At 48.2% G+C, this 16,278-nt stretch carries 9 protein-coding genes and 1 pseudogene; 8 read left to right on the top strand and 2 right to left on the bottom strand.

Translation table 11 applies throughout. From position 1 onward, the window contains the following. Positions 1–168: 168 nt before the first annotated feature. The gene (locus tag LACSTY_RS12200) at positions 169–666 is read right to left on the bottom strand and encodes a peptidase (protein WP_087912830.1); all 498 of its coding nucleotides are present in this window, start codon (positions 664–666) and stop codon (positions 169–171) included. A gap of 379 nt (positions 667–1,045) precedes the next feature. On the opposite strand from LACSTY_RS12200, the gene LACSTY_RS12195 reads away from it, so the two are divergent. The 8 genes and pseudogenes from LACSTY_RS12195 to LACSTY_RS12160 all read left to right on the top strand — a co-directional run bounded on the left by LACSTY_RS12195 (position 1,046) and on the right by LACSTY_RS12160 (position 16,017). Further along, positions 1,046–7,957, top strand: coding sequence for a SpaA isopeptide-forming pilin-related protein (locus tag LACSTY_RS12195; protein ID WP_087912829.1), 6,912 nt, complete (start codon positions 1,046–1,048; stop codon positions 7,955–7,957). Positions 7,958–8,435: 478 nt separating this feature from the next. Further along, positions 8,436–8,852, top strand: a complete 417-nt coding sequence (gene rpsL / locus LACSTY_RS12190; RefSeq protein ID WP_010492654.1) for a 30S ribosomal protein S12 — start codon at positions 8,436–8,438, stop codon at positions 8,850–8,852. Positions 8,853–8,985: 133 nt separating this feature from the next. Then, positions 8,986–9,456 (top strand): 30S ribosomal protein S7, encoded by a 471-nt coding sequence (gene rpsG, locus LACSTY_RS12185; protein ID WP_003567577.1) that lies wholly within the window; start codon positions 8,986–8,988, stop codon positions 9,454–9,456. Between the two features lie 89 nt (positions 9,457–9,545). Continuing rightward, a complete protein-coding gene (gene fusA / locus LACSTY_RS12180) occupies positions 9,546–11,648 on the top strand; it encodes an elongation factor G (RefSeq protein ID WP_010492653.1) in 2,103 nt (700 codons plus the stop codon). 244 nt (positions 11,649–11,892) lie between these two features. Beyond that, positions 11,893–12,738 (top strand): Fic family protein, encoded by an 846-nt coding sequence (locus LACSTY_RS12175; RefSeq protein ID WP_087912828.1) that lies wholly within the window; start codon positions 11,893–11,895, stop codon positions 12,736–12,738. A gap of 144 nt (positions 12,739–12,882) precedes the next feature. Next, positions 12,883–13,930: pseudogene (locus tag LACSTY_RS12170) on the top strand (helix-turn-helix transcriptional regulator). 150 nt (positions 13,931–14,080) lie between these two features. Beyond that, entirely contained in the window at positions 14,081–14,644 is a 564-nt protein-coding gene (locus tag LACSTY_RS12165) for a redoxin domain-containing protein (RefSeq protein ID WP_010492650.1), read from the top strand. A gap of 221 nt (positions 14,645–14,865) precedes the next feature. Continuing rightward, the gene (locus tag LACSTY_RS12160) at positions 14,866–16,017 is read left to right on the top strand and encodes a hypothetical protein (RefSeq protein WP_087912827.1); all 1,152 of its coding nucleotides are present in this window, start codon (positions 14,866–14,868) and stop codon (positions 16,015–16,017) included. Here LACSTY_RS12160 and LACSTY_RS12155 read toward each other — a convergent pair. Next, entirely contained in the window at positions 16,007–16,261 is a 255-nt protein-coding gene (locus tag LACSTY_RS12155) for a hypothetical protein (protein WP_087912826.1), read from the bottom strand. The two genes, LACSTY_RS12160 and LACSTY_RS12155, sit on opposite strands and share 11 nt — an antisense overlap. Between the last annotated feature and the right edge of the window lie 17 nt (positions 16,262–16,278).

Raw genomic sequence — 16,278 nt, 5'->3', positions numbered from 1 at the left:
GTGCTTTTTTGTTGTGAGCGTGAACCGGCGCGCTTAGGAGTCGGAGCGTAAGTGGCCTTGGGCGTGATGGGCCCGGTCTTGGCCATTGCGACCAAGGCCCTTACACGCAGACTCCTGCTCCGGCTCGCGCGTTATGGATGGCCACGTTTTGCGGCACTTATCATCATCTCAAAACAGCCAACCACTTGCTAGCTGCACACAGCCATAACCGACCGCTAAATGACTGATGAACGGTAGGGATGGCGGATGGGCTACCAACCAATGGATGACAGCGCTGAAGCACGCCATGCACGTGATGATGAGTGCAATTTCAAGTTGCAAGATGCCACCGAATACGGCAATGAGAAGCACATCGGCACTGCCTAGCCCGTGTGAGACGACCGCGAGCCCACCAACCAAAGCTGCGAGCAAACATACGTTAAACCAATCGCAAGGAAACAGGAGAAGGAGCAGGAAACACCAGCTGCCAAACCAAACGGCAGACACCGCCCGCTCCCGCCAATCTACCACACTAAAAACCAACAAACCCACACTCAACACCATCGTCAGCCAAGTTTGGGCAACCATCCCTAAAAGCACAGCCAGGCAACAGTGGAAATACCGGTTATCTGCCGTCAAGTCCATGATGAACTTCGCAACACTAAGTAACATGAGTCCTGAAATCATAGCGACAATCCTCCTTCATAGGGTAGATTCCGCTTAAAAAAGTAAAAGAACCTAGAAAATAATAATGACACTAACTTTTAGAAAGTGAGTAAGGCGTTTCGGTGATGATAAGTAAGCAAAATGACGTACTTATATTTAGTTAAGGGATTATATTGTTTCTTTTTGAGATTATGTGCCTTGTTTTAAAAAATAAATCTATAAACACTCAAAAAATTAAATGTATATTTGATGAGGATTTTTGTTAACCGCTTCAATATTTATGGCAATGTTATACAATGACAGTGGGTGTAGTTTTAGTTAATGTATTCATAATTCACAAGTTAATGGTTTCGCGGGGGAGTGGCCATGAAAGTCTTTTAGAAGGAGGAGTGGGAACATCATGAAGGAGTTGGGTGTCAAAAAAGCCAGGCACAGGCTGTTCAAGATTGGCGTTTATTTTACTGTCATTCTTGGCATGATTGTGCAGTTGCTTTCGCCAGCGCTGACCCTTGCCGCCGAGAATCCGACACAAGCAGAGACTGGTACACTGACGATTAAGAACCAGGATGAGCAAGGCAAGTCGCTGAATGGCGCAAAGTATGAGGTTCGTAATGAATCCCATCAGGTTGTGGCTAACAGCGCCATTAGCAAAGACGGCCAGACAACTGTACCGAATCTGCCCGTCGGAAATTATACGGCTACCGAAACGCAGTCTGCTTCAGGTTATACAGCCATTGAGCAGACCAAGAATGTGAGTGTCACGGCGTCAGGCAATGAAACACTGTTGTTTAAGAGTCGTGCATCGGCAACGATCACAAGCAGCAGCAGTAGCAGTAGTGCTGCGGCGTCATCGGCAGCGCAGACAGCCAGTGCACAGGAACCGGCTAAAAGTGCCACGCCAGCTGCAAAGGCTGACACGACATTGCCAAACATTTTCACGAAGGTCGTATTGAAAGACGGTAACGGACAGCCGTTGGGGACGGAAGTTAATCAACAGAGTACCGTGAAAATGGAATTAACGTTCACGTTACCGGAAACCAGCACGCCGTTTCCGGCAGGCGCTTCGTTTACCACGCAGCTGCCGAAAGATCAAATTGATTTTCCGCCAAGCAGTACCGGTGTCTTTGACGGCGGTGTTGCAGAGTATCAGTTTGATCAAACAACCGGAAAGTTGACGATCAAGCTTTTGAAGGCCACGGATAATGGCTCATGGCGAGTCAATATTACTGCAAGTTTTAAAGCACTGACCGCCAATGACTCATTGAATCAAACGTTGGTTTTCCATACAAAAGACAATGATACCAAGTTTCCAATTACGTTTCGGTCGAACGCAAAGCCGGTGGTGGTGAATGCGCCAAAAGTCACACCACAGAACTTGAATCCAACCGGTATTTCCGGAAGTGCCAAGTTTAATTTGAACGGGGCCGAAAGTGATAAAACGAACCCGCCTAAGTGGGATAGCGATCCGGCCAAGCGTTTCAAGAATGCTGACATGGAGTTGACCGTCACTGCGCAAGGTAGCGGGACGACTTATCCGAAGTCGCTGACGTTTAGCGACAGCGATCTGGCAAAAATCAAAGTTTCTTCTGCTCCGGTCAATGTCTTAGGCGACTTTTCCGAAGCGTTGAAGCCATTGGTTGCTGGTCGGGATTACCATGCGGTTTTATCGGATGACAAACGCACGGTCAAAATTTATTTGACTGACGGCCTCAAAAAATCAACCGGCTATCAGGTCGATTACACGGCCAGCATTGATCGCTCTTTAGACGATACCGGTAAAGTCGGTAGCGCTTTGGTTGAAGGCTATCGCTATTTAACTGGCACTAAGGGCTATGATGGCTATGATTACAGCAGCGTGACCATGCGTAACTCCGGGGTCGCGATCACCAAGGCCGGGGACATTACGAATAACTTTCGCGCGTTAAAGTGGAAGATTAATTGGAACTATAGTATGGACACCATGAAGGCCGGTGCGATGTTAACCGACCATTTTGGTAAGCAAGTCGGAGGGACCGACGATCACAATCAGCCAAAAATCGAGCAGGATGCTAATCAGTCACTCGATACCAGTTCGCTGAAAGTCTTCCAGGTTACTTTTGACCAAAATGCCTCGCCAACAGTTTCTGAAGACAACATCGCCAAATACTTCAAGCTGACGGATAAAGGCAATGGCACTTTCACGTTGACGTATCTCGGCGGTGCAAAGCTGCCGGACAATGCGTCATTCCAAGTGCAATACCAAACCAAGCTGAAAACGACGCCAGCTAATGGGACTAAGCTAACCAACATTGTCAATGATCAGAAGGACCATTATGCCAATGCGACTTATCAGGTAAGTTTACCGAATAGCATCGACAAGACAGCCGGGAACATTGATACCTACAATGCTCAAATGATGTGGCGGATCAATGCTAATCAAACGTTCCGCGAGATGCGTAACGGCAAGATTTTTGATTTGTTCCCTGATGGCGTTGATAAACTTGGCGACGATCCAACCGCTGCCGATATCAACACGATCAATGGCGAAAATGCGTCGACAGATGATCAGGATGGCAGCAATGACGGGATCTTGGTTTATGCGCAAGATCCTGATGGCAAGCGTACGTTGCTGAAGTCTGGCACCGATTATGCGATGAGCACAAGCGATACCGATGTTCAGACGGCAGTTAAGCAGTACAATGCTAAAGACAAGGAAAATCCGATTGATGCCGATGGCCAGACCAAAGGCATTCGCGGGTTTGTCGTGACGCTTAAAGGCAAGTATGCAGATACCGATTCCCAGATTGTGATCTACACGCACACCAAACTGGACATGTTAAAACTGGGCCAAGTTGCCAATGACCCAGATGCATTGAAAAAGGCTTTAAACAACCGGGCCTTCTTCTTCTTTGATTTACCACCGGGCAGCCATGATACTGCCAGTGGTTCCAGCAGCAATACGCCGACTCCTGAAGAGGGTGCTTTTAGTGGTGCCTTGAAGAATTCGTGGAGTGATACACCGGATACCCAGTATTGGGGCGTTTTGGTGAACCGCTTGGGCGTCAAATATGGGCATTTGCATTTGACGGATATTTTGCCGAGATTTGACGGGGTCAATTATGAGCTGATTCCTGACTCGATTAAGTTTTATGAAGTAACCGGGTCAGATGGTATCGATCCTGCAAACACTGGCGATCCGACCACATCGGGTGACGTCAAAGAAATTAAGACCAACCCTTATTACGGCACCAGTGGCTGGTCAACAACCGCACTGAAGGCGGATGACGCAGCGCAGCAAAATCTGTTGCCGACAAATACACCGAATACTTGGTTGACGGACAATAAAGATTTAGCGCAACAGTTAGATTTTGATTTTCCTAATATCGGTAACGGCCGGGTCTGGGTTGTTTTTGAAACGAAGCGGGCCAATCAGTGGAGCTATAACGACCCTAACTTCACCAATACAGCGACCGTGACGGACAAGAACCAGGCAACCACAGATATTCCGAAGTTTACGCCGTCCGCTTCCAAGTCGGCGCAGAGCTATTGGACGCCAATTAACAAAACGGTTAGTCGGGACTCAAAGCTGAAAAATGTCCTAAACTGGCATGTTCAACTGGAGAATATCCAAGACAAGTACCGGCCGATGGTGAATCCGGTTATTGAAGATACGCTTGATCCATCTGGTACTGGTGCGGAAATCAATGCCACTAGTTTCAAGGTTACCTTGCAGGTTGGATCAGCCAATGAAGTCACGTTGAAACAAGGCAAGGATTACGATCTTGCCTTGAACGGCGACAAATTCACCGTCACGTTCCACCGGACTTTTGGTAATCTGACACAAACGGATGGCAGTCCGCTAAATAATTATCACGTCAACGTGTACTACGCTACCAGTAGCAAAAATGCCGGCAGTGTTTACAACACCAGCAAAGTTTCGTGGAGTGGCGAGGAGACTACCAATCAACCTAGCGATGGTGTTCCTGAAAGCGGCCGAACAGCCTCAACGCAGGGCTATTTGCCATCTTGGGACTCTGGCATAAGTGGGGAGACCATCACGCAGCTGGCCAACTTAGTGGTTGAGAAAAAAGATAAAGTCAGCGGCGCACCGATTCCGGGTATCAAGTTCCGGTTGAGTGACGGTACCCATACTTTTGAAGCAACTACCAAACTCGATGATCAAACGCACAAGGCAACCGCAACTTTCCAAGGCTTGCCAATCGGCGTGGATTATACCTTGACAGAACTCAACACGCCTGCTGGCTACAAGCCGTTGGCGCCACAGAAAATTCGACTGAAAGCGACTTCTGATACCGGCACGGCGATTCAGAATGAAGCAGTTGAAAATGAGCCTTATCAAATTACCCTTTCAAAGTATGACAATCGCGCAAAAGGTCAGTCGGCAGCCGACAGCAAACAATATCGCTTGTCGGGTGCAACCTATGACCTCATCGACACTGATAACCAGCAGACATTACTGTCAGGTCTGAAGACTAATGATGACGGCCAAATCACGGTTGGTACGGCAACCAGTTTTGCTGGTAGTTATACCGATGACAAGTTCAAGCCTGATCTGAAAGCCGGGCAATACGTCCTTGAAGGGCTAAAACCCGGTCACTACCGGTTGGTTGAACGCGAAGCCCCGACCCATTACCGTGGGGACGCGCATGATCAGACAACTGTGACAAGCGGGCCTGACAAGCAACTCTGGATTGATAGCCTCAACGCTGGCAGTGTCAATACCACCATTGATGAAAAAACGCCAAACGCGCAAGTTACGGCTTACAACCAGAAGAAGCCCGGTCAATTGGCCATCAAGAAGCAGGCAGAAACCATCAAGGACGATCATTTTCCGGATCGCCAGCCAATGACCGGTGCGACCTTTAAGCTTTATCGGTATGGCGATGACGGCAAGCTTGACTATGACAAATCATGGGAAGCAACCGTCACGAACAAGGACGGAACCGTTTCGTTTTCCGATAATGACTTATATGAAGGCAAGTATCAGCTGATCGAGACGAAAGCACCTGAAGGCTATGTCATTCCTAATGACTTGGCTAAAGGCGTCGACGTCAACATCACCGGCGATCAAACATTGACGTATCCAACGATTGAAGAACCGGTTTTCCGACGCACAGTCGTTTTGAAAAAGAGTGATGGCAACTTTGGCAATCCGATTGCCGGGATTACCTATGCGCTCTATCAAGAAGACGGTACCGAACTTGCCAAGGATCTGGTCACCAATAAGGATGGCGAGGTTGCTTTACCATTTGACCTGCCAGCCGGACAATATTATTTCAAGGAAACCAAGACGCTGCCGCCTTATCGGCTGAATACCGATAAGCATGCGTTTACCATTAAGCAAACGGATCAAACGCAGACCGCAGCCGCATTAGCCAGCGATAACAAGCAGAAGCCCGTAACCGTGAACGTTACGAACTATCAAGTCAAAACCTTGAACGTGAAGAAGGTTGACCGCACTTATGCCAAACATGCATTACCAGGCGCCGTCTTCCGGCTCACGAACAGCACTGGCTACAGTCGCGATGTCACCACGGATGAAAATGGCGTTGCCTCATTTGGCGATTTGCTGTTGGGTCACTATTCACTGACTGAAGTAAAAGCACCAGCAGGCTACCGACTTGATACCACGATCTATCCGATTACGTTAGCATCCGCGGCCACGCCTAGTGCGATCACGGTCAACAAGGAAATCGCTGATGATCCATATCAAGTCACCTTAACCAAGTACGACAACCGGGTTAAGAAGACTGACGATGCCGCCACGCTTAAGAAGTATCTGTTGCCAGGCGCAACGTACAAACTTGTCGATGAAGTTACCGGCAAGACGCTGAAAGCCGACATGAAGACAGATGCGGACGGGCAGTTGACTTTTGGTGCCGCAAGTAGTTTTGATACGCCGCTTAAAGCCGGAGAGTATGCGATTGAAGGCTTGAAGCCGGATAACGCATACCGTCTGGTTGAAACCGAAGCACCTAAGCACTACGAAGGCGATGCGACTGATCAAGCCCGTGACACAAACGGTACCGCTAAACAGTCGTGGCAGCAGAGCCTGGAAGCTGGCAGTGTCGATTTCATGTTGACAGCCAATCAGGCCCAGCTTAAGTTAACGGCCACCAACCAGAAGAAGGCCGGCCAAGTCGTTATTACCAAGAAAGCAGCCACCACGCATGATGACCGCTTCCCAGCCAAAATGACGATGATTGGCGCTCAGTTTGCGCTTTATCGTTATCGCGATGACGGTACGGTTGATCACAGCCGGTCATGGAAGGCAACGATTACCAACCAGAACGGCATTGTGACCTTCAACGATCACGATCTTTACGAAGGCAAGTATCAACTGGTTGAAACCCAAGCGCCACGCGGGTATGTCATTCCGGACAACTTGGCTAAGGGGATTGATGTGAATGTGAAGGGCGACCAAAAGATCGACCTGGATCCGATCATTGAGCCTGAATTCAAGCGTACTGTTCAGTTGCAAAAGACCGATGGCGATTTTGGTAATCGACTAGCCGGCATTACCTTCAACTTATACGGTAGCAGCGGGAATATCCTGGCCAAAGATCTGGTAACCGACAAGAATGGGCAGATTGATTTGCCATTTAACTTGCCAATCGGTGATTATTACTTTGAAGAGACGAAGACCTTGCCGAAGTATGCATTGACCACCGATAAGATCCGCTTCAAGGTTGAACAAACCAGTCTGACCCAGACAGCCAGTGCCTTAGCTACCCAAAATAAGCAGCAACCGATTACCGTTCAGGTTGCCAATTATCAGATTAATTCGCTTATCATCCAGAAGGTGGACGCGGCCGATCAGCAGAAAGTATTGGCCGGCGCAGTCTTCCGGTTGACCAACGATCAAGGCTACAGCAAAGAAATCACGACTGACGCGAAAGGCTTAGCAACCTTTGACAATTTGAAGTTGGGTCGTTATTGGCTCACTGAAATCAAAGCGCCGAGTGGTTATACGATTAATTCGGATTATGCAAAGCCGGTCGCTGTTGAAATCAAGAGCGGTGATGCCGTCCGAATGACCATCGCCGATCAACCGCACAAAACGTTGCCGGATACAGGCGGCAATGGCGGAAACAACGGTGGTGCGACTAACCCGAGTGGCACGCCAAGCACGCCAAGTATCCCAAGCAGCCCAAGTGCTCACAGCAACAATGTTCGGCATGAACAACCGTCACGACGACTACTCTTTGGCAGCTTTGGCGATCGGGACGCCATAACGTTGATCCTTGCAGGCGTTTTGATTCTTATCATTGCCGGCAGCACGGTCATCCTGCGGCGGCGTAAGCAGTCGTAATGGGTGAGGTGCTAGTCAGTTAGTATTAGATTGAAAAATAGTTCCGCGAAGTAAGCTCTGATGAGGGCTTGCCTTGTGGGGCTATTTTTGTGCTGAAACGCGCTTACTGGCGCACGTGTAAGGACCTTGGGCGCGATGGCCTAAGCCCGGGCCATCACGCCCAAGGCCACTTGCACGCCAACTTCTAACCGCGCCAATTCACGCTCTTGCTCTGAGTCAAGGTGCTTGCTTTGTAGAACAATTTTGTTATGATTAGGAGTTGTTAGTTAACCTGATCTAGTTCAGGTTACGCTTGACACTGATGCGTACAGGATAGTACACTATCAAAGGTGCTTTTTTCCAGTTTATTCGGGTTATCCGGACGTGCTGACTGGGTTAAGAGCCGTCGCCGTTCGGTTGGCCATTTTTTTATCAGAAAAAATGAACCGCCTGGATGTGTGGACTTAAAAATGATGCAAAATAAGGAAGGAGAAGCTTAATGCCTACTATTAATCAATTAGTTCGCCAAGGTCGTAAATCCAAAACAACCAAGTCAGACTCTCCTGCGTTGAACTTCGGTTACAACAGCAAGAAGAAGAGCCTTACCAGTAATCCAGCACCGCAAAAACGTGGGGTTGCTACACGTGTCGGCACGATGACACCTAAGAAACCTAACTCTGCTTTGCGGAAATATGCCCGTGTTCGTCTGTCCAACTTGATCGAAGTGACAGCTTATATTCCGGGGATTGGTCACAACCTGCAGGAACATAGTGTTGTTTTGATCCGTGGCGGCCGTGTTAAGGACTTGCCAGGGGTTCGTTATCACATTGTTCGTGGTGCGCTTGATACTGCCGGTGTTGATGGCCGGATGCAAGGTCGCTCCAAGTATGGTGCAAAGCGCCCTAAGAAGAAGTAAAACATTGATCGCGGTTTAAACCGCAGATGATCATGATAAAAATTTTCTAGTGCCGCTTTGTGCGGTTATAAGGAGAGCGTGATCGGGAAGTTTGGGTTTTCCGAGAGCGCGTTTAAAGAGGAGGCCAAAATACATGCCACGTAAAGGCAGTGTTGCAAAACGCGATGTATTACCTGATCCAGTTTACAATTCAAAACTGGTGACTCGCTTGATCAACCACTTGATGATTGACGGCAAGCGCGGTAAGGCATCAACAATTTTATATGATGCATTTGATATGATTAAGAAACAAACCGGGAACGAACCGTTAGACGTTTTTGAAGAAGCAATGAAGAACGTTATGCCGGTCTTGGAAGTTAAGGCTCGCCGTATCGGTGGTTCTAACTACCAGGTGCCGATCGAAGTTCGTCCGGATCGTCGGACCACACTTGGTCTTCGCTGGATCGTTCAGTATTCCCGTCAACGCGGTGAACATACGATGGACGAACGGTTGGCTAAGGAAATCATGGACGCCGCTAACAACACCGGCGCCGCAGTGAAGAAGCGTGAAGATACCCACAAGATGGCAGACGCCAACCGGGCATTTGCACATTATCGTTGGTAAGATGATTTGGCTATTATATCCGCGGCTTGGTATATAGTAGCCATTCTTTGTATAAAGCCAGTTGAAACAAGAGAGGAGCAATACGCCACATGGCCAACAAACGTGAATTTCCGTTAGACCGTACCCGTAATATCGGGATCATGGCTCACATCGATGCCGGTAAAACGACCACGACTGAACGGATTTTGTATTATACCGGTAAAATTCATAAAATCGGTGAAACTCATGAAGGAGCTTCACAGATGGACTGGATGCCACAGGAACAGGAACGTGGGATCACCATCACCAGTGCTGCTACTACGGCTTTCTGGAAGGATCACCGGGTCAACATCATCGATACCCCAGGGCACGTTGACTTCACCATTGAAGTTGAACGTTCGCTGCGTGTGTTAGATGGTGCGATCACCGTTTTGGATGCCCAATCCGGTGTTGAGCCGCAGACTGAAAACGTTTGGCGTCAAGCGACAACTTACGGCGTTCCGCGGTTGGTTTTCGTTAACAAGATGGATAAGATCGGTGCGGACTTTAACTATTCCCTGCAGACTTTGCATGACCGTCTGCAAGCAAACGCCCACGCTGTTCAATTACCAATCGGTGCTGAAGATAAGTTCGAAGGGGTCATTGACCTGATCGACATGAAAGCCGATTTGTATGACGAAGACGAACTCGGTACCAAGTGGGATACCGTTGACATTCCTGATGACTACAAGGAAGCAGCCCAAAAGGCTCACAACGAACTGATTGAAGCCGTTGCTGATGTTGATGATGGCATCATGGACAAGTACCTTGAAGGCGAAGAAATTTCCAATGCTGAATTAAAGGCAGCGATCCGTAAGGCTACCATCAACTTGGAATTCTACCCGGTTCTTGCCGGTTCTGCTTTCAAGAACAAGGGTGTTCAGATGTTACTGGATGCCGTTATCGACTACTTGCCATCACCGCTGGATGTTCGGCCGTATCACGCAACCGATCCTGAATCCGGGGATGCTGTTGAGTTGACGGCAGGCGACGACAAGCCGTTTGCTGCCTTGGCCTTTAAAGTTGCGACTGATCCGTTCGTTGGCCGTCTGACCTACATTCGGGTATACAGTGGGACACTGGAAGCCGGTTCGTATGTCCTGAACGCAACCAAGGACAACCGTGAACGTGTCGGCCGTCTGTTGCAGATGCACAGTAATCACCGTGAAGAAATTCCTGAAGTATTCTCCGGTGATATTGCTGCGGCGATCGGCTTGAAGAATACCACAACCGGGGATTCCTTAACCGATGTCGATCATCCGTTGATTCTTGAATCCTTGGATGTTCCGGATCCGGTTATCCAGGTTTCCATCGAACCTGATTCCAAGGAAGACCAAGACAAGCTGGATGTTGGCTTGCAGAAGCTTTCCGAAGAAGATCCGACCTTCAAGGCTGAAACCAACCCTGAAACCGGTGAAACTTTGATTGCCGGCATGGGCGAACTGCATTTGGATATCATGGTTGATCGTTTGAAGCGTGAATTCAAAGTGGCTGCCAAAGTCGGCGAACCACAAGTTGCTTATCGTGAAACCTTCACGAAGGAAGCATCTGCTCAAGGTAAGTTCGTTCGTCAGTCTGGTGGTAAAGGTCAGTATGGTGATGTTTGGATCCAATTCACACCAAACGACGAAGGCAAAGGCTTTGAATTCGAAAATGCGATCGTCGGTGGGGTTGTTCCGCGTGAATATATCCCAGCCGTTGAGCAAGGTCTGAAAGAAGCCATGGCCAATGGTGTTCTTGCCGGTTATCCATTAATTGACGTTAAAGCCAAGCTTTACGATGGTTCTTACCACGAAGTCGATTCTTCCGAAGCTGCCTTTAAAGTGGCTGCTTCCATGGCGCTGAAGAATGCTTCAAAGAGTGCCGGTGCGGTTATTCTTGAACCAATCATGCACGTTGAAGTTGTCGCACCTGAAGAATACCTTGGCGATGTGATGGGCCAAATCACGGCACGTCGCGGTCGCGTTGAAGGTATGGAAGCTCGTGGGAATGCGCAGTTGGTTAATGCCATGGTGCCGCTTGCCGAAATGTTCGGTTATGCAACCACCTTGCGTAGTGCAACCCAGGGCCGTGGTACCTTTACCATGACCTTCGACCACTACGAACCAGTACCAAAGAGTATCCAAGCAGAAATCATCAAGAAAAATGGCGGCGGTGTCGCAACCAAGGAATAATTCTTGAATTTTTTGCTTAAAGTGCTCTTGCATGCAAGAGTATTTTTAAAGTCGTAACCAAGGAATAGTCCTTGAATACCCAGCGTTAGCATTGATTAAGAGCACGGCAGACAGTCAACTGAACAGGTTGACATGTCTACCGTGTTTTTTTGTTGGCGGACTGATATGATAAAAGTGAGCGGTGCCAGGACGTTTTTTCAGACAATAGTGTCCCACTGAGAAAAGCCACTGAAGAGGTGTTAGTATGGATCTCGATGAAATTTTGAGCGAACTGACAAAATTGCACAATGAAATGCAGCAATATCGCCCGTTAGATGCCACCCAGGCTAAAATGTTGCGGCAGCAGATCAAAGTTGACCATGTCTGGTCGTCAAACGCGATCGAAGGCAACAGTCTGAGTCAGGCGGAAACCGAGTCGATTCTGGATGCTGGTCTGACAATCCATGGCGCACCGGTGAAAGATATTCTGGAAACGCTCGATCTCAGTGAAGCGTATGATTTTGTTGAGAAGCTGGCCATTGGCAATGAACTGATTAGTGAACGGGATATTCGCGACATTAACCGCATTGTGACCCTGCAAACAGTCAGACAGCGTAGTGAGGCCGGTCAGTTCCGGACGCTGCTCGTTTGGCCGAGTGGAGCAAAAGACCGGCCGTACCTGGAGCCGTTCGAAATCAAACCGGCGATGGCGACGTTGATTCAATGGATGAAGCAAGCTGAAAAAGAGTTGCATCCGGTTTTGTATGCTGCCCAACTTCATGCCAAATTTGTTGCGATTCACCCGTTCTTGGATGGTAATGGTAGAACAGCGCGTCTGCTGATGAACATGGCCTTGACGCGACACGGCTATCCGGTGATTAATATTCAGCCGGATCCAAAGGCGCGATCGGCGTACATGGATGCATTAGAGATAAGCCGCAGCAAGCACGATATGGACCCATTCGCACGACTGGTCGCGACGTATGTCAAAAAGGCTTTGCAGGAGCGAATCGCCATCTTGAAATTGCATGAACAGAATGTCGCCGATGCGAAAACAGCGGAAAATCAGAGCCCGCTGAAAGATCTTTTTAAGCGACTTGAAGATGATTAGGTTACCATCACAAGCGTTCATGACCTGCGATGACAGGGATGCCGCCAGTTTCGGATGATCAACTGCAAAAATCACCTCCCGCTCTGTTCGGCAGTATAGTATACTCGACGTTATATAATAACCTTTGTATTGGAGGCAGGTTGGGTGTCGAGTCAGGAACGGATTGTCACGATTTTGTTACGCTTGTTGCGCGGGGATGTGTTGACCAAGCAAGATTTGATGGCAGAATTTGGAAAAGACGAATCAGCCATTCGCCGGGATATTGACGCGATCAGACGGCTGTTTGACCGGGAGCTGGACGAACCCGATGCCTTTGCCAAAATGCCAGCCGGCCACTATCGTCTGCAGTCGGGCTTGCGTGCTCAAGGGACCAAGTTAACGGACGGCCAGTTAATGGCGGTCGGCTTGATTTTAACGGCTAGCCGCGGCTTGGCAACAGATGAGATGAAAACGTTGTTGCGACAGCTCATGCCGACCGGTGCCGATCATAAAGGCAGCGATGCGGTGATGCGGAATCCGATCTTTGAATATCGCGGTGTCCCGAAGATGCTGTTGAGTGACCGGTTGGAACGACTCAGCCAGGCGATTGTCAATCATGAACTGATCAGTTTCGACTTCACGTATCATGGCGAGCAGCATCATTTTGACCATAAACTGCCGACAGGACTCTTCTTCGGCGACCTGTTCTTCTATCTGATTGTCGATGGCAGCGACGAACAATTTGAAAATTCCGATCACGGTAAGTTTGCCAAGTTTCGCTTGGATGCCATCAGCAACCTGAAGTTCTATGGCCATCATCCGACCCACAATCACGATGACCGGTTCCAAGGTGGGCGGGCTGCAAGTGCACACCTGGTATCCGTATCTCGGCAGACCCATCAACCTGGAAATCGAATATGCTTATGACCCAGCTTATGTGACCGATCGCTTCCCGCAAGCTAAGGTCGACCCCAAGCCGATTCGCGTAGATCCAGATAATGCCAATCCTTATGCACGACGGGTTTACCACATTGAAATTGCAGTCAACGACGGCTTCGGCATTCGCATGTGGCTGTTAGGCCAAGGCGGGCTGGTCAAAATACTAGCGCCAAAATATCTACGCGACTATGTGGTCTGGGTTTTTGCCACGTCACTCAAAGAACGCTACGGGATCTCCGACCTGTCACATTACAACTTATCCGATGACATGTAGCCATCCGCAACCAGTGAAAGCATCCAAACTGGTTGCGGTATTTTTATGCCATTTAAACCGCCATCGCCCAAAAACGCCCTTGTCAAAAGCCGAGCAAACGGCTATCCTTAATATGTAGATGATAATCATTCTAACATTGGAGGCAATATTATGAGCTTTATTGGACAAAAATTACCGGCGTTCAGTTTGACCGCCTATCAAAATGGGGATTTTCATACGGTGACCGATCAAGACATGCGCGGTAAGTGGGCGGTGATCTGCTTCTATCCGGCTGACTTTTCCTTTGTTTGCCCAACCGAATTAGGCGATTTGCAAGATCATTATGATCAGTTCAAGTCAGTCGGCGCTGAAGTCTATTCAGTTTCCGAAGACACCGAATTTGTGCATATGGCTTGGGCAGAAGCAAGCCCGACCATCAAGAAGGTTGCGTATCCGATGGTCGCCGATCCGGCCGGCACCTTAGCCAGTGCGCTTGACGTACGCGATGCCGCAAGCGGCCAGGCCTTCCGTGGCACCTTCATCGTTGATCCGGATGGCGTCATCCAAACCTATTCCGTCAACAACTTCGGCATCGGCCGCAATGCGAATGAAATTCTCCGTACCTTACAAGCAGCCCAATTTGTTGCAGCCCATGGCGACCAAGTATGCCCAGCAAACTGGCAACCAGGCGAGAAGACATTGAAGCCTGGCGCAGCGCTGGTTGGGAAGATTTAATCGCCAGTTAATTGTATTAAGTTAAAAAGCCGTTTATGTCACCAACACCTAAATTGAGGTGTCTGGTGACATAAACGGCTTTTTTGTATAAAGTGCCACTTTTTCGATGCTAGTAAGCTCGCTTAATTAACCAAAAAGTAGCTTGTTTTTTTCGGGCGGCAAATGATGCCTATTGCGGGGATTACACTTACTGTACATCTTAAAAGTTGGAGGCAGGTTCCATGGAAGAAAAAAGCTTGAAACTTTGGAAAACATGGTTAAAGAAAATGAATCCATATACAGAAGTGGATCGGACGGGAAAGACGGTGACGCGGCCTGATCTGGCAGCAAAAATCGAGCGTTACAAGAAACTGAAACATGGACATGAAGATTTTCCGGAATTCAGTTGGATTTTTAACCAAGATCAAAAATTTTTAGATCCTTTTCCGATTAGTTTAGACAACGAGTCAATTAACTACGTTGTCCCAGCAGGGATATTTGAACAAGATCTGCAAAAAGCGCAAATTTATTTCTGTAACTTGAATCCGGCACTTGCGGCGGGTCAAGAGGCGATATTAAGATCGGCTCAAACACGAGTGGCCTTTTCAGCTTTTGCTGAAGCGGAAGACGCTACGTGGATTGACCATGAACCTTCTGAGAATATTATTTATCAACAGCTATTTGGAAATACTCGGCCTGGAGAATCACTGAGCGAGATTTTACAAACCAATAGGAAGTCTGATAAACAACACTGGTATGCACAACACGCGGCTTATATCATTCGACATTTATTTGATGCTGATAGGAATGGAAAAACCGAGATGTCTTTGGATCGCGCCAAAGAACTGTTGTTACGGTATCCGGTTCAATTTGTGGATCTCCTTCCATATCGAACTAGACAGGCCACAGATTTTGTTAAATTTCTGAAAACTGCAAGCACCGTTGATTACCAAACGAATAGCATTCAAGCATATGAAAAAACAAATGGGCAAAAGGAAACCTTTAGTGGTCTTCCAAACGGTGCCAAGGTTGCATTGATGCCGTCAAGTCAGTTTATTCTTGGAAGTCTCCTTGAGCGAATTCGAGTTTACATCGAGGAGGAGCAACATAATAGCGCTGATCATATTCCGGCACCAAGCTTTGTTTTTCGCAGTTACAAACAATGGTGGGAACCCGCTTTGCAGACTTTTTTAGCTGCACAGTGGGATGGACAACTACCAGCATCCATCAAGGAACTCGGTTCGGATAGTAACGCACTTTTGCAAGCGCTCGAAGCACGCTTTTTCTGGCAGTATTCTAGTCAGCAAAGCGTTTATGTAAGCAAAAATAATGTGATTAAGATGTCTGACGATGGTGACTTCGATCGAACCTTTATCGAGCCGTTTAAAGATTAAGTGAAATCAATTGATTGAAGCCAACATCAAGGGCGTTTGTCAGCTTAATGGCGTTAGGTGCACCAAGTTCCGCAAGTTTGGTATCTTCTAACGATTTGAGTTTTGTAGCATTTGGCACTAATAGTTCAGCCGCTTTTAATTCAATAGGCTTGGATGCGCCTAAGAACATTTTGCCTGAAGTCGACGCACTGATCATTTGATCATTGCGGTTCTGCGCTTTGTTGGTGTTCGTAAGTATCGCCACGCAGTATAGCGATACAC

Origin of the sequence: Lacticaseibacillus styriensis, from assembly GCF_030770295.1 — a bacterium.
GTDB lineage: Bacteria > Bacillota > Bacilli > Lactobacillales > Lactobacillaceae > Lacticaseibacillus > Lacticaseibacillus casei.
The sequence above is the reverse complement of the archived record's forward strand: the minus strand, read 5'-3'. Positions and strand labels throughout refer to the sequence as shown.